Origin of the sequence: Bradyrhizobium lablabi (assembly GCF_018129385.1) — a bacterium.
GTDB lineage: Bacteria > Pseudomonadota > Alphaproteobacteria > Rhizobiales > Xanthobacteraceae > Bradyrhizobium > Bradyrhizobium lablabi_C.
The window spans coordinates 161,320-182,207 of record NZ_JAFCLN010000004.1 but is presented as its reverse complement, the minus strand read 5'-3'; the positions used below and the strand labels follow the sequence as shown (position 1 = coordinate 182,207).

At 63.1% G+C, this 20,888-nt stretch carries 20 protein-coding genes; 15 read left to right on the top strand and 5 right to left on the bottom strand.

The genetic code is table 11. The annotated features are described in order from the left end of the window. The first annotated feature begins 7 nt into the window (after positions 1 to 7). The 6 genes from JQ628_RS10415 to JQ628_RS10390 all read left to right on the top strand — a co-directional run bounded on the left by JQ628_RS10415 (position 8) and on the right by JQ628_RS10390 (position 8,543). Entirely contained in the window at positions 8 to 1,366 is a 1,359-nt protein-coding gene (locus tag JQ628_RS10415) for an HlyD family type I secretion periplasmic adaptor subunit (RefSeq protein ID WP_212222453.1), read from the top strand. 24 nt (positions 1,367 to 1,390) lie between these two features. Continuing rightward, positions 1,391 to 2,950: a GNAT family N-acetyltransferase gene (locus tag JQ628_RS10410; RefSeq protein ID WP_212222452.1), complete on the top strand. Its 1,560-nt coding sequence runs from the start codon at positions 1,391 to 1,393 to the stop codon at positions 2,948 to 2,950. 223 nt (positions 2,951 to 3,173) lie between these two features. Next, positions 3,174 to 3,935: an SDR family NAD(P)-dependent oxidoreductase gene (locus JQ628_RS10405; protein WP_212222451.1), complete on the top strand. Its 762-nt coding sequence runs from the start codon at positions 3,174 to 3,176 to the stop codon at positions 3,933 to 3,935. A gap of 46 nt (positions 3,936 to 3,981) precedes the next feature. Beyond that, the gene (locus JQ628_RS10400) at positions 3,982 to 4,818 is read left to right on the top strand and encodes an enoyl-CoA hydratase family protein (protein ID WP_212222450.1); all 837 of its coding nucleotides are present in this window, start codon (positions 3,982 to 3,984) and stop codon (positions 4,816 to 4,818) included. 85 nt (positions 4,819 to 4,903) lie between these two features. Beyond that, positions 4,904 to 7,255 carry a bifunctional salicylyl-CoA 5-hydroxylase/oxidoreductase gene (locus JQ628_RS10395; RefSeq protein WP_212222449.1) on the top strand — a complete coding sequence of 784 codons (2,352 nt, stop codon included), beginning with the start codon at positions 4,904 to 4,906 and terminating at the stop codon, positions 7,253 to 7,255. Between the two features lie 49 nt (positions 7,256 to 7,304). Continuing rightward, the gene (locus JQ628_RS10390) at positions 7,305 to 8,543 is read left to right on the top strand and encodes a flavin-dependent oxidoreductase (RefSeq protein WP_212222448.1); all 1,239 of its coding nucleotides are present in this window, start codon (positions 7,305 to 7,307) and stop codon (positions 8,541 to 8,543) included. Positions 8,544 to 8,725: 182 nt separating this feature from the next. Here the strand turns inward: JQ628_RS10390 and JQ628_RS10385 are convergent, their stop codons facing one another. Both JQ628_RS10385 and JQ628_RS10380 read right to left on the bottom strand, forming a co-directional pair. After that, positions 8,726 to 9,181 carry a cupin domain-containing protein gene (locus JQ628_RS10385; RefSeq protein ID WP_212222447.1) on the bottom strand — a complete coding sequence of 152 codons (456 nt, stop codon included), beginning with the start codon at positions 9,179 to 9,181 and terminating at the stop codon, positions 8,726 to 8,728. A 47-nt stretch (positions 9,182 to 9,228) separates the two neighbouring features. Further along, entirely contained in the window at positions 9,229 to 10,404 is a 1,176-nt protein-coding gene (locus tag JQ628_RS10380; RefSeq protein WP_212222446.1) for an ABC transporter substrate-binding protein, read from the bottom strand. A gap of 203 nt (positions 10,405 to 10,607) precedes the next feature. Between JQ628_RS10380 and JQ628_RS10375 the strand changes: the two genes are divergently transcribed. The 8 genes from JQ628_RS10375 (at position 10,608) to JQ628_RS10340 (ending at position 17,727) form a co-directional block, all read left to right on the top strand. Then, positions 10,608 to 11,102, top strand: a complete 495-nt coding sequence (locus JQ628_RS10375; RefSeq protein WP_212222445.1) for a MarR family winged helix-turn-helix transcriptional regulator — start codon at positions 10,608 to 10,610, stop codon at positions 11,100 to 11,102. Positions 11,103 to 11,106: 4 nt separating this feature from the next. Next, positions 11,107 to 11,922 (top strand): alpha/beta hydrolase, encoded by an 816-nt coding sequence (locus JQ628_RS10370; RefSeq protein ID WP_212222444.1) that lies wholly within the window; start codon positions 11,107 to 11,109, stop codon positions 11,920 to 11,922. Positions 11,923 to 12,042: 120 nt separating this feature from the next. Next, positions 12,043 to 13,719: a benzoate-CoA ligase family protein gene (locus JQ628_RS10365; protein ID WP_212222443.1), complete on the top strand. Its 1,677-nt coding sequence runs from the start codon at positions 12,043 to 12,045 to the stop codon at positions 13,717 to 13,719. Between the two features lie 14 nt (positions 13,720 to 13,733). Then, positions 13,734 to 14,171 carry a RidA family protein gene (locus JQ628_RS10360; protein ID WP_349628045.1) on the top strand — a complete coding sequence of 146 codons (438 nt, stop codon included), beginning with the start codon at positions 13,734 to 13,736 and terminating at the stop codon, positions 14,169 to 14,171. 213 nt (positions 14,172 to 14,384) lie between these two features. Then, positions 14,385 to 14,597 (top strand): hypothetical protein, encoded by a 213-nt coding sequence (locus tag JQ628_RS10355; protein WP_212222442.1) that lies wholly within the window; start codon positions 14,385 to 14,387, stop codon positions 14,595 to 14,597. Between the two features lie 297 nt (positions 14,598 to 14,894). Continuing rightward, positions 14,895 to 15,791: a helix-turn-helix domain-containing protein gene (locus JQ628_RS34835; protein WP_212222441.1), complete on the top strand. Its 897-nt coding sequence runs from the start codon at positions 14,895 to 14,897 to the stop codon at positions 15,789 to 15,791. Between the two features lie 90 nt (positions 15,792 to 15,881). Further along, entirely contained in the window at positions 15,882 to 16,598 is a 717-nt protein-coding gene (locus tag JQ628_RS10345; protein WP_212222440.1) for an SDR family NAD(P)-dependent oxidoreductase, read from the top strand. Continuing rightward, a complete protein-coding gene (locus tag JQ628_RS10340; RefSeq protein WP_349628044.1) occupies positions 16,570 to 17,727 on the top strand; it encodes an NAD(P)H-dependent flavin oxidoreductase in 1,158 nt (385 codons plus the stop codon). Before JQ628_RS10345 ends, JQ628_RS10340 begins: the two co-directional genes overlap by 29 nt. Before the next feature lie 9 nt (positions 17,728 to 17,736). Here the strand turns inward: JQ628_RS10340 and JQ628_RS10335 are convergent, their stop codons facing one another. From JQ628_RS10335 to JQ628_RS10325, 3 genes are all read right to left on the bottom strand, one after another. Then, complete coding sequence (locus JQ628_RS10335; RefSeq protein ID WP_212222733.1) at positions 17,737 to 17,958, bottom strand: DUF4167 domain-containing protein; 222 nt, start codon at positions 17,956 to 17,958, stop codon at positions 17,737 to 17,739. Positions 17,959 to 18,698: 740 nt separating this feature from the next. Continuing rightward, positions 18,699 to 19,100: a VOC family protein gene (locus tag JQ628_RS10330; RefSeq protein ID WP_212222439.1), complete on the bottom strand. Its 402-nt coding sequence runs from the start codon at positions 19,098 to 19,100 to the stop codon at positions 18,699 to 18,701. Between the two features lie 65 nt (positions 19,101 to 19,165). Then, entirely contained in the window at positions 19,166 to 19,948 is a 783-nt protein-coding gene (locus JQ628_RS10325; protein ID WP_212222438.1) for a DeoR/GlpR family DNA-binding transcription regulator, read from the bottom strand. A 217-nt stretch (positions 19,949 to 20,165) separates the two neighbouring features. Between JQ628_RS10325 and JQ628_RS10320 the strand changes: the two genes are divergently transcribed. Continuing rightward, entirely contained in the window at positions 20,166 to 20,879 is a 714-nt protein-coding gene (locus JQ628_RS10320) for an SDR family NAD(P)-dependent oxidoreductase (RefSeq protein ID WP_212222437.1), read from the top strand. The last annotated feature ends 9 nt before the right edge of the window (positions 20,880 to 20,888 follow it).

Here is a 20,888-nt window from a genome sequence, read left to right as displayed (position 1 = left end):
ATACGCCATGGCGCGCTCGAAAGCGGTTTCCCGGAACGTCGAGGTCGAGGCGACCTGGTATGATTCGCTGCCGCGCTCGACCAAAATCCCGACCATCGCCGGGGCCCTCATCATGGGCGTCACGGTGGCGGGCTTCGGCGTATGGGGCAACATGGCGCCGATCGCGGGCGCCGTCGTTGCGTCAGGTGTATTCGTCGCCACCGGCCAGAACAAGATCGTCCAGCATCTGGAAGGCGGCGTTATCCGCGCCATTCACGTACGCGAGGGCGACACCGTCGAGCAGGGGCAGTTGCTGGTCCTGCTCGATGAAACGGCGCCGCGCGCGGAGTTGCGGCGCCTGTTCCTGCGGCGCATACGGCTCACGGCGATCGATTCACGCCTGCAGACCGAGATGCGGGAGGAGCCCGAGGTCAAGTTTCCCGATGAGATCGAACAGTACACGGATCGGGAGGTCGCGGAGATCCTGGAAAGCCAGCGAATGGCGTTCACCGCCCGCAGGAACAACGTGAACAGCGACATCGCCGGGATCAACGAGAGCATCAACGCGCTCAACGAGCGCATTCAGGGCTCGAGGGTCCAGCTCGACGCGGTCAAACGGCAGATCGTGCTGCTCGACGACGAGATCGCCACCAAGGCTTACCTGCTACAGACCGGACTGGTTCGCAAACCGGAACTGCTGGTGCTCCAGCGAACCAAGGCCAACCTCGAGGGCGAGCTGGGCCGCATCCTCGGCGATATCGGTGACGCCAGGGATCGCATCGCGCGGGCCAACGAGCAGATCAACGGCGTGCGGAAGACGGCGATCAAGGCCGCCGTGGACCAGATGCATGAGGTGCGCGGCGAACTGGCCGACGTCCGCGAGCGGATGTCGGCCGCCAAGGGCGTGCTCGACCGCATCCGCATCACGGCTCCCGTCCGCGGCGTCGTCGTCAAGCTGCGCTATCACACCGAGGGCGGCGTGATCGAGGCCAGCAAGAACATCATGGAAATCCTGCCGCTCCAGGAGGAGCTGATCATCGAGGCGCGGGTGCGCCCGCAGGACATCGATAGCGTCAAATACGGTCAGCACGCCATGGTGCGCCTGACCGCGCTCAACCAGCGCATCACGCCGATGGTGTCGGGCGACGTGATCTATCTTTCGGCGGATACGCTGGCGGACGAGCGCAAGTCGCAGCAGACCGGGCCGACCGACATCTACATCATCCGCGTCAAGCTCAACAGCGCCGAGGCGATGGCCGTTCCGAACTTCCACCCGACGCCCGGTATGCCGGCGGAGGTCTACATCAAGACGTCCGAGCGGACATTCTTCCAATATGTCGTGCGGCCGATCCACGACAGCATGATGCGGGCGTTCCGCGAGCGATGAGCAACCTGACGAGGGAGTGAAGCTGTGCGTGTCGAAGTCATAGAGACGATGCCGTCGTTCGAACGGCTCGAGCAGGATTGGAACGCCGTCTATGACGCCGATCCCGACGCGCAGTTGTTCATGTCGCACAGGTGGCTTGCCGGCTGGCTCGCATGGCTGTCCGGCCCGTGGTTCATCCTGGCGGCGAAGGCGAGCGAGGCGCCGGATGCGCCCTATGTCGCCTTTCTGCCCTTGCGGATCTCGGTCAAGACGTCGGAAATCCCGTTTCACAACGAACTGAACATGGCGGGCAATTTTGCCGCCGACTACACCGGCATCCTCTGCCGGCCCGGCTTCGAGCCGCAGGCGATACCGGCCTTTGCGCGGCAGCTAAAGCAGATGAACTGGGCGCGCTTCAATCTCGAGAACGCCCGCATCTCCGAGACGCGCTACCGCCTCCTGATGGCGCATTTTCCAAAAGCGAATTTCCAGATCAGCCAGGTCAGCCGCGTCGGCAAGGTCGACAGCATCGACAATGCGCTGTGTCCCTTTGCTGCGCTGCCGCCGGACTGGAACGCCTATCTCGACGGTCTTTCCGCCAATACCAGGCAGAAGATCAGGCGTCTGCTGAAGCAGCTCGAGGCCTCGGGCGAATACCGGATCACGGTGGCCACGCCGGAGACGATCGAGCGCGACCTCGATACCCTGCTGCGCTTCTGGGAGATCAAGTGGACGCCGCGCAAAGGCGATCTCGTGCACACGCTGGTCCGCTCCAACCGGGCGATGCTGACGCGCAGCTTCAAGTCGGACCTGCTTTACCTGCCGACGCTCTGGCACGGCGACCGCCCGCTCGCTGCCCTCGCCACGCTGGTCGACCGGCGCAAGCGCGCCTTCCTGTTTTACATGACCGGGCGCGACGAAACCTATGACGGGCCGCCGCCCGGCGTGATCCTGCATGCGCACAGCATCCGCTACGCGATCGAGAACGGCTTTACCGAGTATGACTTCCTGCGCGGCAACGAGCCCTACAAATACTCTTTCGGCGTGAAGGAGCGGCGCATCCGCTGCACCGTGATCGGCACCAAGAACGGCCGCAATATCGGCGGAAAAATCGATCGCCGCACGGTTGCCGCGGCGCTGAAGGAGGCGACCGAGCTTCATCAGGCGCGCAAGCTGGCGCAGGCCGAACGCGGCTACCGGCAGATTCTCGAGGTCGAGCCCGGCAATGCGGATGCCATCCATCGGCTCGGCCAATTGCTGACCACGAACGGCAACCACACGGCGGCGCGGCGGATGTTCAAGACGCTCACAAGCGTCCGGCCCGACGCCTACAAGGGCTGGCTGTGCCTCGCGCAGTCCTGCGAGGCGCTCAGCCAGCATCTCGACGCTGCCGCCGCCTATCGCGAGGTCGTCAAGCTGCGGCCTGATCTGGCTGACGGCTTCAACGGTCTCGGGCGGATGCTGCACAAGCTCGATCGTATCGAGGAGTTCGATGCGGCGATGGACCTGGTCTTTGAGCGCGACCGGCAGGCCGGTGAGCGCAACGGCCGGGTGTTGGGCCGTCGCGCGGCCGCTACCGCAGAGGCCGGGTCGCTCGCGCACTAGCGCCGGCTCGATCCTCGCCATCGCGGCTGCCGGCTTGCCCCTGGGCCGGCGCGTAAACGCCTGCCAATCCTGCCGGAATGTACCGCGCGGGCCTCTCGATGCTGGCCACCTGACACGGCTGGCGCAATGGAACACTTCCCGAACCGGTTTCTCGCGTTTGCAAAAGCTTGAAGTTTAAAATATATCCGCCCATGAGATAAATCTTCTCCGGGGAGGCTTTCGCATGGCAGGACTTTTGCGTTCGTCGCATGCGCTGGTCACCGGGGGAGGGCGCGGCATCGGCCGCGCGATCGCCGCCTCGCTGGTGGAGGCGGGCGCCACCGTCACCGTGCTCGGCCGCAACCGCGCTGCGCTCGATGAACTCGTCGCTGCCGGTGTTGCCCATGGCGCCGTGATTGCCGACGTCGCCGACCAGGCTGCCGTCAATGCCGCGATTGCGGAGGCGGCTGCACGCCAGCCGATCGACATTCTCATCGCCAATGCCGGCGCTGCGGAATCCGCGCCGTTCGGCAAGACGGACGCCGAGATGTTCCGCCGAATGATGGACGTCAATTTCATGGGCGTGGTCTACGCCGCGCAAGCCGTGGTGCGGCCGATGGTGCAGCGGAAGCAGGGGCGCATCGTCGCGATCGCGTCGACCGCGGGGGTGAAGGGCTATTCCTATGTGAGCGCCTATGTGGCGGCCAAGCATGCGGTCGTCGGTCTGGTCCGCTCGCTCGCGCTCGAAGTGGCGAGCAGCGGCGTCACCGTGAACGCGGTCTGCCCCGGCTTCACTGACACGGATCTCGTCGCCGGCAGCATCGACAACATCATGAGCAAGACCGGGCGCAGCCGCGAGCAGGCGATTGCCGAACTCGCAAGGCACAATCCGCAGGGGCGGCTCGTCACGCCGGCGGAAGTCGCCGACGCCGTGCTCTGGCTGTGCAGCCCCGGCGCCAGCTCGATCACCGGTCAGGCCATCGCGGTGGCCGGCGGAGAAGTCTGACCTTTCGCGGCGCAACCGCGCCGTCCAACCGAATGCGGAGACAACCATGAGCGCGACCGCCAACCCCGTCACCCTGCCGCTCGCGAGCTATACGCCGAAGCATTTTCTGCTCGCGGTGAAAGCCGGCGTTGCGACGGTGACGCTGAACCGGCCCGAGCGCAAGAATCCGCTGACCTTCGAAAGCTACCGCGAACTGACGGATTTTTTCCGCGCTTGCGTCTTCGACGATGCGGTGAAGGCCATTGTCGTGACGGGCGCCGGCGGCAACTTTTCCTCCGGCGGCGACGTCTTCGAAATCATCGGGCCGCTGGTGAAGATGGACACCAAGGGCCTCACCGCTTTTACGCGGATGACCGGCGATCTCGTCAAGGCGATGCGCGCCTGTCCGCAGCCGATCGTCGCCGCGGTCGAGGGCATCTGCGCCGGCGCGGGCGCGATCATCGCCATGGCCTCGGACATGCGCTTCGCCGCCACCGGCGCAAAGGTCGCCTTCCTCTTTAACAAAGTTGGCCTTGCCGGCTGCGACATGGGCGCCTGCGCGATCCTGCCGCGCATCATCGGCCAGTCCCGCGCCTCGGAACTGCTCTATACCGGCCGCTTCATGTCGGCGGACGAGGGCGAAAAGTGGGGCTTTTTCAGCCGCATCGTGCCATCCGCTGAAGTACTTGATCAGGCCGAGGGCCTCGCCCGGGAGATCGCGGAAGGCCCGACCTTTGCCAACACCATGACCAAGCGCATGCTGGCGATGGAATGGGCGATGTCGGTCGAGGAAGCCATCGAGTCCGAGGCGATCGCACAGGCGCTGTGCATGACCACCGAGGATTTCAACCGAGCCTTTGAGGCGTTCGCCCGCAAGGAGAAGCCGGTTTTCCAGGGCAACTGACCCCGGAACCGGCATGGCGGGGGCTTGCCGGGAAATTATTTTAGACTTAAAATAAAATCCGGATCGATCAAAGCGCGGAGCATCCATGCAGATCGCGATCATCGGTGGCGGACCTGCCGGCCTGTATGCGGCGATCCTGCTCAAGAAGCAGCGCCCGAAGGCCGAGATCACGGTGTATGAGCGCAACCGCGCCGACGACACCTTCGGCTTCGGCGTGGTGTTCTCTGACGCCACCCTCGACAATTTCGAGAAGTACGATCCGCCGAGCTACCATCGCATCACCGATGAATTCGCCTATTGGGACGACATCGCCATCCACTTCAAGGGAACGGTGCATCGCGTCGGCGGCAACGGCTTTTGCGGCTGCTCGCGCCGCACGCTGCTGTTGATCCTGCAAAATCGCGCGCGAGAACTCGGTGTCCACCTGCTGTTTGAGACAGACGTCGACGACGAGGCGCGGTTTGCCGACGTCGATCTGATCGTGCTGGCGGACGGTATCAACAGCGGCTTCCGCGAAAAACACCGGGCGCATTTCGAGCCCGAGGTCGATCTGCGCTCCAACAAGTTCGCCTGGATGGGGTCGACCAAGCCGCTCGACGCCTTCACCTTCATCTTTGAAGAGACGGAGTGGGGCCCGTTCATTGCCCACGCCTATCAATACGAAGTCGGACACTCGACCTGGATTTTTGAAACCGATCCGGAAACGTTTCGGCGCGCCGGCCTGGAAGGCCTGAGCGAGCAGGCTTCCGCCGATCGCATGGCCAGGATTTTTGAGCGCTTCCTCGACGGCTATCCGCTGCTGATCAACCGCTCCATGTGGCGCAACTTCCCGATGATCCGCAGCCGCCGCTGGGTCAAGGACAACATGGTCCTGCTGGGCGACGCCAAAGCGACCGCGCATTTCTCCATCGGGTCCGGAACCAAGCTTGCGATGGAAGATGCCATCGCGCTGGCCGATGCGCTGCGCGATGCGCCGACTGTGACCGAGGGCCTTCAGAACTACGAACAGAGCCGCCGCGAGGAGGTCGAAAAGACCCAGCATGCCGCCGACGTGTCGCTGGTCTGGTTCGAGCATGTCGACCGCTTCTGGGACTTCGATCCCGTGCAATTTGCCTTCGGCGTGATGACGCGCTCCAAGGCGATCACTTACGACAATCTTGCGCTGCGCGCGCCGAAGTTCGTGGAGCAGGCGGATCGCGTGTTCGCGCGGCAGGTCGCGGCGCAGGGTTTTGACGTCGACGTCGAAAACCCTGACGTGCCGATGTTCCAGCCGTTCCGCTTGCGCGAGATGGAGGTTGCCAACCGCGTCGTGGTATCGCCGATGTGCATGTATTCCGCGAAGGAGGGCGTGCCCGGCGATTTCCACTTGGTGCATTACGGCTCTCGCGCAATCGGTGGCGCCGGCCTCGTCTTCACCGAAATGGCTTGCGTCGCGCGCGATGCCCGCATCACGCCAGGCTGCGCCGGGCTCTGGAACGACGAGCAGGAAGCGGCGTGGCGGCGCATCGTCGATTTCGTTCATGCCAATTCGGCCGCAAAGATCTGCCTGCAACTTGGCCACGCCGGCCGCAAGGGCGCCACCAAATTGATGTGGGAGGGCATGGACCGGCCGCTGGAGGCGGGCGGTTGGGACGTGGTGTCGGCGTCCCCGCTGCCGTATTTCCCCGACAGCCAGGTTCCGCGTGAGCTCGATCGCGCGGCGATGGATCGCATCAGAGGCGAATTCGTGCAGGCCGTGCAGCGCGGCGAACGCTGCGGTTTTGACATGCTCGAGCTGCACTGCGCCCACGGCTATCTCCTGGCGAGTTTCATCTCGCCGCTGACCAACCGCCGCACCGACGAATATGGCGGCTCGCTCGAAAACCGGCTGCGCTTCCCGCTCGAGGTGTTCGAGGCGATGCGCGCGGCATGGCCGTCGCACAAACCGATGTCGATGCGCATTTCCGCCACCGACTGGGCCGAGGGCGGCATCTCCGGAGATGACGCGGTCAGGATCGCGCGCGCCTTCGGCGAAGCAGGTGTCGATCTCGTCGACGTCTCGACCGGCCAGACCGTGCGGGAATCCCGCCCGGTCTATGGCCGCATGTTCCAGACGCCGTTCTCGGAACAGGTGCGCAACGAAGGCCACGTCGCCACCATGTGCGTCGGTAACATCACCACGGCCGATCAGGTCAATACTATCCTGGCCGCTGGCCGCGCCGATCTGGTTGCGCTCGGCCGACCGCATCTGGTCGATCCCGGTTTCACCATGAAGGCGGCGGCCTGGTATGGCGCCGACGATGCCTTCTGTCCGCCGCAATATCTGCCCGGCAAGGAACAGATCTTCCGTAACAGCGTCCGCGACCGTCAGGACTTTGAGGAGCTTAAGGTTAAGGCTAAGCCCAAGACGCGGGCCGAACTCAGGGCTGAGGCGACAAAGCCGCTTGCGGCCGAATAAGGGACCGTGCGAACTTTAGATCACGTTTGGTTTGCGTGGAGTTCTGGCGATGAAGGCCATTATCGTCGGCGGCGGTATCGGGGGTCTCACCACGGCATTGATGCTGCGCTCGCGCGGCATCGCATGCGAATTGTATGAGCAGTCCGACAGCATCCGCGAGCTCGGCGTCGGCATCAACACGCTGCCGCATGCCATCCGCGAACTCGCCGGCCTCGGCCTGCTCGACCGGCTGGATGCCGCAGCCATCCGCACCTATGAGCTGTTTTACCTGACACGCTACGGCCAGCAGGTCTGGCACGAGAAGCGCGGGCTGGATGCCGGCCACGACGTGCCGCAATTCTCCATCCATCGCGGCCGCTTGCAGGGCGTGATCCACCAGGCGGTGATCGAGCGGCTCGGGGCGGACGCGATCCGCACCGGCAGCCGGCTCGGCGCGTTCACACAGGACGAGGGCGGCGTCACCGCTTGGTTCTTCGACCGCAGCGGCGCGCATGTGCACACCGCCCGCGGCGACATCCTGATCGGCGCCGACGGCATTCATTCAAAAGTGCGGCAGACGCTGTTTCCGGAAGAGGGGCCGCCCTGCTGGAACGGCCATATGCTGTGGCGCGGCGCCACCGACTGGCCGGTGTTCCTCACGGGACGCTCCATGATCATCGCCGGCGGATTGAACGCCAAAGCCGTGGTCTATCCGATCGCGGAAGGATCGAGCCCGGCGAGCCGCCTGACCAACTGGGCGGTGATGGTGCGCATCGGCGACGGCTCGGCGCCGCCGCCGCGCCGTGAGGGCTGGTCGAACCTCGGCCGGCGCGAAGAGATGATGCCTTATGTCACGAGCTTCTCGATTCCACAGGTCGACTTCGCCGCGCTGATCAACGCGACGCCGGAATTCTGGGAATATCCCTGCTGTGACCGCGACCCGCTGCCGTACTGGTCGAGCGGCCGCGTCACGCTGCTCGGCGATGCCGCGCATCCGATGTACCCGGTCGGCTCAAACGGCGCTTCGCAGGCGATCCTCGATGCACGCTGTCTGGCGGATGCGCTCGCACGTTCCGAACATCCGCGCCAGGCGCTGGTTGCCTATGAACGCCAGCGTCTGCCGATGACCGCCGACGTCGTCGCCTCTAACCGCCGCGGCGGACCGGAAGGCGTGATCGACGCCGTCGAGCAACTCGCACCGCAAGGATTTTCGGATATCGATACGATTTTGAATTACGAGTCGCGTGAAGCGATCGTGCGCGGCTATGCGGCGAAGGCGGGATTTGCCGCGAGGGTAGTGTCGCGGTAGTCACGCTTCTTTCCCTCTCCCCTTGTGGGAGAGGGTGGACGCGATGCATAGCATCGCGGACGGGTGAGGGGTTCTCTCCGCGATCGCAAATTTTTCATGAGGTAGTCTGCCTCGCCGAGACAACCCCTCATCCGGCGCTCCGCGCCACCTTCTCCCACAAGGGAGAAGGGAAGAAAGCTAACCTAACCCGGCGGCAGCGGCAGGAAGTGGATGTTGTGCTCGGCGGCGAGCTTCACCACGTCGTCCGGGTTCTGCTCCTTCATGTTGTGGATCGCCCAGAACAGCTCGTAGAGCCGGCGCGTCGGCGACACCCAGAACAGCGTCTTCGCATTCTGTTGCGACTTGTTGAAGATGCCGTGCGGCTTGCCCATCGGCAGGCGCACGAGGTCGCCGGGCGTTGCGGATTCGTCGGCGCCGTCGAGGAAGAAGTCCAGCTTTCCCTCCAGGATATAGAGATACTCGTCCTGGTCGGGATGGATGTGCGGCGGCACGAACGTGCCGGGCGGAAAGGTCGCGTGCCACGAGAAGGAGTGCTCGGTGCGGTTCTTCGGCACATAGGTCTGGCCCAGAATATTCCAGCTGATGCCCTGCATGCCTTCATTGGCGCGGGTGATGCCCGCAATCTCATCCTTCAACATGGTTGTTTCCTTTGCTTCTTCCTTGAGGCGTTTCGCTTGAAAACGCTTTATTTGCCCGGCGTGCATTCCTTGGCGTAGCTGTCGCCGTAACTCTCAAAAACCTTCTGCACGATTTCGGTCTGAAATTTCCCGTCCGGGCGTTTTGCGACCTTGGTCAGGTAAAAGTCCTGGATCGGATAGCCGTTGACGTTGAACTTGAAGTTGCCGCGCAGAGAGGTGAAGTCCGCCTTCCTCAGTGCCGCCGAAACCGCGTCCTTGTTGGAGAGGTCGCCCTTGAGCGCCTTCACCGCGCTGTCGATCAGAACAGCGGTGTCATAGCCCTGCATGGCGTAGGTGCCGGGCACGATGTTGTAGGCGGCCTCGAAGGCGCTGACGAATTTCTTGTTCTGGGGATTGTCGAGATTAGGCGCCCAGTTCGCGCCGCCGAACATGCCGACCGCCGCGTCCTGCTGCGCGGGGAGGGTGGATTCATCGACGGTGAAGGCTGATAGCACCGGAATCTTGTCGGCCAGCCCGGCCTGGCTGAACTGCTTGACCAGCGTCACGCCCATGCCGCCGGGCATGAAGGTGAAGAGCGCGTCGGGCTTGGACGACGCCATCTTGGAAAGCTCGACCTGGAAATCCAGCGAGTTGAGCGGCATGTAGGTCTCTTCGGCGATCTCGCCCTTGTAGTCGAGCTTGAAGCCGGCAACGGAATCGCGCCCGGCCTGATAGTTCGGCACCAAGAGATACATGCGCTTGTAGCCACGATCCTGTGCCACCTTGCCGAGGATCGCATGCACCTGGTCATTCTGATACGAGGTCACATAGAAGAACGGGCTGCAATTCTTGCCGGCATAGCTCGACGGTCCGGCGTTCGGGCTGATCAGGAATGTCTTGTTGTCAGTGACCGGCCTGTGGATTGCTTGCAGGATGTTGGAGAAGATCGGCCCCACCACGAAGTCGACCTTTTCGCGCTCGAGTAGCCCTTTCACCTTGGTCACCGCGGCGTCTGGCTTGAGCTCGTCATCGACCGCGATGATCTCGACGTCACGGCCGGCCATCTTGCCGCCGAGATCTTTTACCCCGAGCGCAAAGCCGTCGCGGACCTGCGCACCAAGTGCGGCCGCCGGTCCCGACAAGGTCACGATCACGCCGATCTTGATTTTTTCCTGCGCGATGGCTCCGTCGGCGGTCACGCTCAACAGGACTGCCAGTCCGGCCATCTTCAATTGCTGTTTCATGCTGTACTCCCGATCGGTGACCGTACGCGGCCGACACTCAAGCTTATTCTGATGACGGTATCAGCCGCAAGCAACGCGAGCAGCGGCGGCCTTTCGCCAAACGGTCATGCAAGCCCCGCGCCAATTGTTTGAAATCTAAAGAATTGGCTCTTGCGGGACGGCCTGAATTGCTTGAAGCTCAAACAATCGCATAAGGTTGCATCATGATCCTCGATTCCGAAACCAAGGCGGTCGAACTCCCGGAGGACCACGGCGACGAGATCAGGCTGTGGCTGCGGCTGTTGACCTGCACGACCCTGATCGAGGGAGAAGTGCGCAGCCGCCTGCGCGAGCGGTTTGACGTGACGCTGCCGCGTTTCGACCTGATGGCCCAGCTCGACAAGGTGCCCGACGGCATGACGCTATCAGACGTTTCCAAGCGCATGATGGTTTCCAACGGCAACGTCACCGGGCTGGTCGAGCGCCTCGTGGAATCAGGCCATGTCGACCGCCGCACCTCCGATTCCGATCGCCGTGTGCAGGTGATCCGTCTCACCAAAGCCGGCCGCGCCGAGTTTCGCAAAATGGCGGCCGAGCACGAGCTGTGGATCGCCGACATCTTTGCCGATCTTACGCCAAAGGACGTGCGCGAATTGATGCGCCTGCTCGCCAAGACAAAAGCGTCCGCGCGAAAAGCCGCGCAACAGCGAGCCTCGTAACGCCTTGATCGCCCCAGACTACGAGGCCGAATACAACAACCGGGCGCGCGTTCCCGAACATCCCGTGCATATCGCCGGTTGGGCGAGGGATGCCGCGGCCTATCGCGAACAGCACGCGCCGCGCGCGATGGTCTATGGCCCGGGAGTGCGGAACAAGATCGATTTCTTTGCCGGCGACGGCACCGGACCCATCGTCGTTTTCATCCACGGCGGCTACTGGCAGGCGCTAGACATTTCCTGGTTCAGCCATCTCGCCGCGGGCCTGAACGCGCACGGCATCGACGTCGCCATTGCCGGCTACAGCCTTTGTCCCGAGGTCACGATCGAGCACATCATCAGCGAGATGCGAGCCGCCTCGCGTGAGCTGGCAAAACTTGGACGGCCGCTGGTGATCTCGGGCCATTCCGCAGGCGGGCATCTCGCGGCCTGCATGCTCGCGACCGATTGGCGCGCGTTCGATCCTTCGCTGCCGGCCGATCTCGTGAAGGCTGCCTACGCCATTTCCGGTCTGTTCGACCTGACGCCGCTGGTCGGCACCTCCATCAACAATGCGCTGCATCTCGATGAAGCGACGGCCCGCGCCGCCAGTCCGCTGTTCTGGAAGGCGCCTTCCGGCGGCAGCCTCGATGCCGTCGTCGGCGGCGAGGAGAGCGCGGAATATCTGCGGCAGAGCAACACCATCGCCGATGCGTGGGGCGCCGCCGGCCTGCCGACGCGGTTCGCCACCATCGAGGGCGCGAACCATTTTCTCGCGATTGCGCCGCTGGCCGATCCCGCCTCAGCGATGGTGGCGCGACTGAAGGAAATGGCGGGGCGCTAGGTCCAAAAAGTGCGCGACGGACCGGAAATGGCCTATTGCGCCAAATTACTTTAAGTATAAAATGTTTTGCATCAGCCGCTGCCGGACGGCAAATCCATCCCGAAAGCGAGGGCGGTGCAAATGTCGGCTAACGTTCATAAGCTTGGCCCATCCGGCCATGTCGATGATTTTGCGCGGCGCAATCTGCCGCCCCCTGAGCAATGGCCCGAGTTGCGGCTCGACCGCCCGGAATTCCAATACCCTGAGTATCTCAATGTCGGCGTCGAGCTGACCGACCGGATGGTCGAAAAGGGCTTTGGCGATCACACCGCCCTGATCGGCAATGGCCGCCAGCGCACCTACAAGGAGCTGGCCGATTGGTCGAACCGCCTGGCGCATGCGCTGGTGGAGAATTACGGCGTAAAGCCCGGCAACCGCGTGCTGATCCGTTCCGGCAACAATCCGGCGCTGGTCGCAGCCTGGCTCGCGGCAACGAAGGCCGGCGCCGTCGTCGTCAACACCATGCCGATGCTGCGCGCCGGCGAACTGGCAAAGATCGTCGACAAGGCCGAGATCGCGCTGGCGCTGACCGACAGCCGGATCGCCGACGAACTCGTCGCCTGCGCCAAGACCAGCAAATTCCTCAAGCAGGTCGTCAATTTCGACGGCACCTCGAACCACGATGCCGAGCTCGACCGCGTCGCGCTGAACAAGCCGGTGCGCTTCGATGCGGTGAAGACCGGCCGCGACGATGTCGCGCTGCTCGGCTTCACCTCGGGCACCACGGGCGAGCCGAAGGCGACGATGCACTTTCACCGCGATCTGCTGATCGTGGCGGACGGCTATGCCAGGGAAGTGCTGGCCGTTTCCCCCGACGATGTGTTCGTGGGATCGCCGCCGCTCGCCTTCACCTTCGGGCTCGGGGGCCTCGCGATTTTCCCGCTGCGGTTCGGTGCGACCGCGACGCTGCTGGAGAACGCTTCGCCCCCCGAGATGATCAAGATCATCGAGACCTACAAGGCCACGATCTGCTTCACCTCGCCGACCGCCTATCGCGCGATGATGGCCGCGATGGACAAGGGCGCGGACCTGTCGTCGCTGCGTCTGGCCGTTTCGGCCGGCGAGACCTTGCCGGCTCCGGTGTTCGAAAGCTGGACTCGCAAGACCGGCAAGACCATTCTGGACGGCATCGGCTCGACCGAGCTGTTGCACATCTTCATCACCAACCGGACAGGCGACGCGGTGGCCGGAACGACGGGACTTCCGGTTTCCGGCTATGAGGCAAAAATCGTCGACGATGACATGAAGGAGTTGCCGGCGGGCACGCCCGGCAAGCTCGCGGTGCGCGGACCGACCGGCTGCCGCTATCTCGCCGACACGCGGCAGGCCAATTATGTGCGCGACGGCTGGAATCTGACCGGCGACACTTTTGTGCGCGACACGAATGGCCGCTTCTCCTTCGTCGCGCGCTCCGACGACATGATCGTGTCGTCCGGCTACAACATCGCAGGTCCCGAGATCGAGGCTACGCTGCTCAAGCATCCGGCGGTCGCCGAATGCGGCGTAGTCGGCGCGCCAGACGACGCGCGCGGCATGATCGTCAAGGCCTATGTGGTGGTTGCGCCGGGCAGCGAGCCCTGCGAAGCGCTGGTGACGGAACTACAGGAGCATGTGAAGCGCGAGATCGCGCCTTACAAATATCCGCGCGCGGTGGAATTCGTCGCGCAATTGCCGAAGACGGAGACCGGCAAGCTGAAGCGGTTCGCCTTGCGGCAGATGGCGCAGGCGAGCACATCGTCTGGCCTCGCGGCGGAATAGATGGAGAGAGATCGGTGAGCACCGTTTTGCCGGTGAAGAAAGACGAAGCTGTCAGCGCTCGCCCGAGAGTCCTCCAGCCGGAAGGATGGCCTGCGCCGAAAGGCTACGCCAACGGCATGACCGCTGAAGGGCGCGTCGTGGTGACCGGCGGCGTCGTCGGCTGGAATACGAATGGTGTCTTTTCCGGGGCATTCCTCGATCAGGTGCGCCAAGCCCTGGAAAACATCGTTGCGATCCTGCGCGAGGGCGGAGCAGGGCCCGAGCATCTCGTTCGCCTGACCTGGTATGTGGTCGACATCGAGGAATATCTCGCCGACCTGAAGGGGCTCGGCCGCGTCTATCGTGAGGTGATCGGCGCGCACTATCCAGCGATGGCGGTGGTGCAGGTTGTCCGTCTGGTCGAGCAGGCGGCGCGCGTCGAGATCGAGGCGACGGCGGTGGTTCCACATTAAAAATAGCTCGATCCTTCGTGGCGATCGACATTGCGATTGCAACCCTCGTCCATGCGAGTATCGTGTCGCCGGCGAGCCAGCCGGCAGATATTGACGGTATGGCGCGCTCCGCCATATCGGCTCGCGATTCCTGTCGAGCTGCATCACGAACAAGGTCCAGCACGCCCTCAATTGGGAAAGAAGGCTGACCAATTCCAGGTGGGAGGATCCAACATGGCACACTTCGTCGTACGATTCATGAAGGACGTACTTGGCGGCAATGGCCGTCAAGCCGAGATCTGCCAGCGCACGATCGAGATCGAGGCTCCGTGTCTCGGAGATGCCACCGAGCTTGCGAAAATCACATTCTGCGAGCGCGAGAATGTGAGGGATTGGATGCTTCACGCCGACCGCGTTCAGATCGCTGATCAGACAGCCCCGTCCTAGAAGTCATTAGCACTGCGATTTGCGCCGCGCGGTCGGCCGGACGTCAAAATCCAATGTGCTCTCGCCAATCCCGCCGGAGGCATCAGCACATATCCGTGAAGCGGCGGCTCCCCGAGGTCGCGGCAATCTGACTTGTGCCGCAACGGCTCCTGACATGTGATGCAAGCCGCGCATTCGTGCGTCCGCGAGGCCTTCGTTCGGGACGGCGATCCGCTGGGCCGAGTGCAGATAAGCCGGCAAGACGGATAACGATGCGACTGAGGCACGGCGCGCCGAACCTCCGGAGTGCATCGCATAGTGACTGGTTTCCTCGAGTACCCGATCGATCTGCGGACTGGCGCTGTCGCGTCAAGGCGCGTCGGAGCATTCAGGCGCCTGCAACCGCGGTGGCTGGCCGATACCGTCGACGCCATCTGGGATCTGGATATTCCGGATAGCGATGCAGCGAGGATGCTGACGATCAAGCATGCGCCGAGCACCTCTCTGTTGTTGATGGCGCAGTATCGATCGCCCGTTCAGGTCCGTCATCGCAATCGGGATCTTTCAACCAAATGCGCGATCCAGATTCAGGCGCATGCCGCCACGCTTCGTCCGACCGGAGCGCTCGGCGTCATCATTGTTTGCTTGAGGCCCGATGCGGCCGGCCAGATCGTCGATGCTCCGCTTGGGGAGTTCGCCGACGCCGACGTTCATCTGAAAAGCCTCTTCAGCGCCGGCGACGTATCGACCTGCGACGATATGCTGGCAAGCGCGCGCAGCAGCATTGAGAGAATGGCGACGGTTGAGGCGTTTTTGCTTCGACGCCTGCGTCCGAAATCCGATGATCTGGCCTGCCATGTTGCGCAAAGCCTCAGGCGGAATCCGGCCCTGCAAGTGGAGAGCCTCGCGTCGAAACTGGGTTTTAGCGCACGGCATCTGGCGCGAAGCTTCAACGCTGCCTTTGGCATGGGACCAAAATACTTCTCGCGTCTCGCTCGCTTTGAAAAGATGCTGACGGCGCGCCGCAATGGCCTGTCATGGGCGCAGGTCGCCTGCGCCTGCGGATTGAGCGATCAGGCCCATCTCGTCAGGGAATTCAAGGCCATCGTTGGCGAGCGGCCGACGGAGTTTTTCGCCCGGGAATTGGTTTTCGGGACGGGCGGCCTGCGGCAGGCGAACTTTGTGGTTCAGCGGCGAATGTTCACGGCTAGTTGAAGAGGCAGGTCCGAAAACGCCAAGAGGATTTGCGAGCCGTGATCAAAATGATGTCTGACTTTCGATCAGTTGTCACGAAGGAAAGACATTATGAATGCTGCCAGGAAAGTGGTTGTCATCACCGGAGCGTCGCGCGGTATCGGTGCCGGTCTGGTTCAGGAGTTCTTGCAGAAAGATTACCGTGTCGTCGCCTGTTCGCGCGGCATGGAGCAGAACGGTGATCCGGATGTGCTGGCGATCGCCGGCGACGTTGCTGATCCGGATTTCGCCTCGTTCATCATCAATGAGGCGGTGGATCGCTTCGGGCGCGTCGATACGCTGATCAACAACGCCGGCATCTTCGTTCCGAAATCATTCACTGACTACTGCGAGAGCGATTTCACGGCGCTCGTCAAAGTGAACCTCGGCGGCTTCTTCCATATGTCGCAGAAGGCCGCAGTGGAAATGCTGCGCCAGGGAAGCGGTCACATCGTCAATATCACGTCCAGCCTGGTGGCCGAACAGCCGTTGAAGGCATTGCCCGCAGCGCTCACGGCCATCACCAAGGGCGGAATCAACGCGGTCACGCGGTCCCTCGCCATCGAATATTCGGGAAGGGGAATCCGCGTCAATGCTGTCGCACCCGGCGCGATCTGTACGCCGATGCATCCTGCCGAAACGCATGGCTTCCTCGCGACGTTGCATCCGATGGGACGCATCGGCGAAGTGCGGGAAATTGTCGACGCCGTACTTTTCCTTGAGGGCGCGGATTTTGTCACCGGCGAGGTCGTGCACGTCGATGGTGGCGCTCACGCCGGCCATTGGTAGTGCGCCGGCGACTTCTTCAGCTAATTTTATTTCGGGGAGTGAGATGACCGATCATGCTGCTCATGCTGTTTGCGATCTCTTTGGTATTGAAGTCCCGGTGGTTCAGGCGCCTATGCTTGGCTTTGTCACGCCTGCCATGGTCATCGGTGTGGCGGAAGCCGGCGGGCTTGGCTCGTTCTCGCTGGTCGCTTCCAGCCCGGAGGAAGCCAGAGCGACGTTCGCGGAGATACGCCGCGGCACCTCAAGACCTGTCAATGTGAATTTCTTTTGCCATCAACCGCCGGAAATGAACGCGGCGGGCGTGGCGGCATGGATGTCCCGGCTCGAGCCATACTATGCCGAGCTCGGCCTTGATTGCCCGGAGCCGCGGCCGATGCCGCCGATTCCGGCATTCGGCGATATTCAATGCGGCCTCGTGGAGGAATTGAAGCCCGAGGTCGTGAGCTTTCATTTCGGTCTGCCGGCCCCCGATCTGCTCGACCGCGTGCGGCGTACCGGTGCGAAGGTGATGTCGTCGGCGACGACGGTCGAGGAAGCGATGTGGCTGGAAGAGTCCGGCTGCGATGCGGTCATTGCGCAGGGCGTAGAAGCCGGCGGTCATCGCGGCATGTTCCTCCACACCGATATCGACACGCAGGTCGGAACGATGGCGCTGGTACCGCAGGTCGTCGATGCCGTGAAAGTGCCGGTCATTGCGGCCGGCGGCATCTCCGATCCCCGCGGCGTGGCTGCGGCATTCGCGTTGGGCGCGTCGGGCGTGCAGGCGGGATCTGCCTATCTGCTCTGCGACGAGGCCAACACCTCTTCCTTGTACCGGACGGCGTTGCAACGCGTGTGCGACCATCAAACCGCCATCACCCGCATCTTCACAGGACGGCCGGCACGCGCGATCGCCAACCGCCTTGTTCGTGAGCTTGGCCCGATGGAAAATGACGCGCCATGCTTTCCACTGGCCGCCGGGCTGGTCTCGCCGCTGCGCGCGGCATCGGAAGCGCTCGGAGCATCGGAGTTTTCTCCGCTATGGTGCGGCCAAGCCGCCTCGCTCGCGCGGGAAGGGCCAGCGGCCAAGTTGACGGCGTGGCTGGCGAGCGGCTGCCCTTCGAATCGCGGTGCTGCAACGAACGCTTGACACCGAGGGTCAGGTCCTCGCGCCAGCCTCGTGCATCGACCGCAAATAGTGCTCGGCGTGCTGGTAGTAATTTTCCGCGGCGATCTGATCGCCGTTCTTGGCTTCGGCCTGCGCCAGAGCCAGATAGCGCTGGTAGTTTCGTTGCGCGTTCTGGGGCGCCTCGGCATGGTGCCGGCGGTGTGGCCTGTTGTTTTGGCGGGGTGCTCTCCGCATTGTGCTGGTTTTTCTCATCGGTTTGGCAGCGGCTGTGCTGCTCCTCCTTGTATCGTGCTTGTTCACTCCCGTTCTGTCGCGGGATGTGTCGCGGGCGGCGATAGCCGAGCGACATTCATTCGTTTCGGAAAGCTGACTGGATCGGCCGACGGACCTTGCAGCAACAGGGTAGGGTTTCGACGACTGCCGCGGGACCGGATTTGCATGGCGAAACCGCATGCGCCGGCCAAAGAATCCAAATCAACTAGAACATATGTAGGAAGTCGGAAGTGGTCTTTCAATGTCGGCAGCGGAACCGGGAAAGAGAACTACTCAGCGCGGAACGGTTCACCCATGCAATCGCCCCAATCGCGCTAGGAACGACTTCGTCGCGCATCCGTTCGCTTCGATGGCAATACGGTGAAGCTGGCCGATAGTGCGAATGGTCTGGCTTTCGCCTAGCGAGGAAGACGCAAAGGGAGACGGACGACGGGCAGCAAACTTCCTCCCGTGCCGCCGACAGTTAGAAGCCGGAGTATCATCTTGTCATGCCTGCGAGCCAGCCGCCGCCAAGCCTTCATCCCATGACCGATTTCAATCCATCGGAGCCTGCAATTCTCCACGACCGCCTATCGGACATTATCATTGCGTGGAGTGGCGACGAGGCAGCCGACTTCCGGCGCACTTGCGTCCGGCGGCCCGATGGAGCCCTGGCATGGAGCGGATACGAATTTGACGGATGGGGGAATGTGCTCGGGGGCTAGATCGCCGGAGCCGCTCTAACCGCGTCCCAACCCAAAACTTTCCCTTGCCGTGTAGGTGACGGCTTCGATCTTGTTGCCGTCGGGATCCCTGACAAAGGCGGCGTAATAGTTCGCGTTGTAGTTTTCGCGAAGGCCGGGCGCGCCTTCGTCGGCGCCGCCATTGGCCCGGCCGATCTCAAAGAACCGGCGGACCGTTTCCCGGTCCGGCGCCTGGAAGGCGATGTGAACGCCGTTGCCGGGCGTGGCGGTGCGCCCATCGGTCGGCGTTTCCACGCTGAAGACGATATCGGACGCGCCGTAATGCGCGGCGCCATCGGAGGCTTTCAGCAGCCGAAAGCCGATCAGCGCCATCAGCGGATCGTAAAACGCTCTGGCTCGCTTGATGTCGTTGGTTCCGACCGAGACGTGGTGGATCATCCTGATCTCCCGCGGCGAGACAGAGCTGATCTAGGCGTCGCGGCCTGATTTGCCAGCGGCGCCGGCTATGAATCCTGACCGTCGCCGGCGACGATCAGCTCGCACTTGCTGTCCCTCATCATCTTCATCATCGCCTTGGACGGCTCGCGATCGGTGATCACGGTCGTCATGTCGGCGAGCTCGGCCAGCTTGCAGGCCGCCACGCGGGTGAATTTCGAATGATCGGCGAGCAGAATCCGCCGGCGTGCGTTGGCGAGCATGGCCTTCGCCACCACGGTCTCCTCGTCGCGAAACTCCAGCAGCCAGCCGTCGGCATCGACCGATCCGATGCTGGTGAGTAGCACGTCGCAGCGATAGCGGCTGACGAACTCGGCGGCAGCCGGGCCGGAGAGGGCATGATTGTTCTGCTGCCAGAGGCCGCCCGAGACATGAATCGCAATCCGCGGGTCGCGGCCCAGGATACGCGCCGCCGCCGTGCTGTTGGTGATGACGTGCAGTCCGGTCATTTTCCGCTCAACGATCGCGGCTGCGGTTGCTTCCACCGTGGTGCCCGGCGTCATGAAGATCGAAGAGCCCGGCGTGATCAGGTTGGCGGCGGCCGCGGCAATGTGCGCCTTCTCGGTGGCGTTCTCGATGTGCCGGTGCGCATATTCGGTGTTGGCGGTGCTCGACATCACGCTCGCCCCGCCATGATGGCGGCGCAGCAGGCCGCGATCGGCGAGGTCCTGCAAGTCCCGGCGAATGGTTTGCGGCGTGACGTCGAAACTCGCGACCAACTCATCGATGCCGGCATAACCGCGACGCATCAGCATCTCGAGAATGCGGTCCTGGCGGGATTCGATCTGCATGGGGACGAAGGTGCTCCGGTGGTGCGCAGCGATTATACGCGCATGACGCGATGCGCGAAACCGAAAATACTGCTTGCGAAAAACAACATTAAGACTATCCTTCCTTTCAATAACGAACATGCCGCTCCCCTTGGAGCGGATCGGGAGGATTTGGAATGCGCTGTTTCTCGCGCTCGCTAACTCATTATTATTGCGGTCGCGACGGAGGGCTGGGCCGATGAGTGCCCCTGATTTTTCCGTTGGCGGCCAGCATGTCCTGATCAGCGGCGGCGCTGGCGGCATCGGCACCGCCTTTGCCCGCGCCTTCCGCGATGCGGGCGCGACCGTCACGATCTGCGATATCAAGCCGCCGGCGCGCGACGAAGGATTTGCCTTCGAAACGCTCGATGTGCGCGATGACGCCGCGGTGCGTGCGCTGGCCGAAAAGATACCGACGCTGCATGTGCTGATTCACTGTGCGGGGCGGCTGATCCGCAACGAAGAACACAAGCCGGAAGTCTTCAGCGACACCGTCGACATCCATCTGATCGGAAACCTGCGGCTTGCCACCGCGTTCCGCCCGCATCTCGCCAGGACCAAGGGCTGCCTGATCAATATCGGCTCGATGTATTCCTATTTCGGTTCGGCGATGATCCCGGGCTATGCGGCGGCCAAGACCGCCATCGTCGGTCTCACCAAGTCGCTGGCGGTCGCCTATGCCGAGGACGGCATTCGCGTCAACGCGATTGCACCGGGCTGGATCAATACCGAGATCAGCCGGCGCGGCCGCGAGGAAGAGGCGTTCAACAACAAGGTGATGGCGCGTCTGCCGACCAAGCGCTGGTCGGAGCCGGAGGAACTGGCGGGAACGGCGGTGTTTCTGGCCTCGCCGGCATCGCGGCTGATCAATGGCGTGACGATTCCGGTGGACGGAGGTTACGTCGCGTCCTGAGGTAAAACA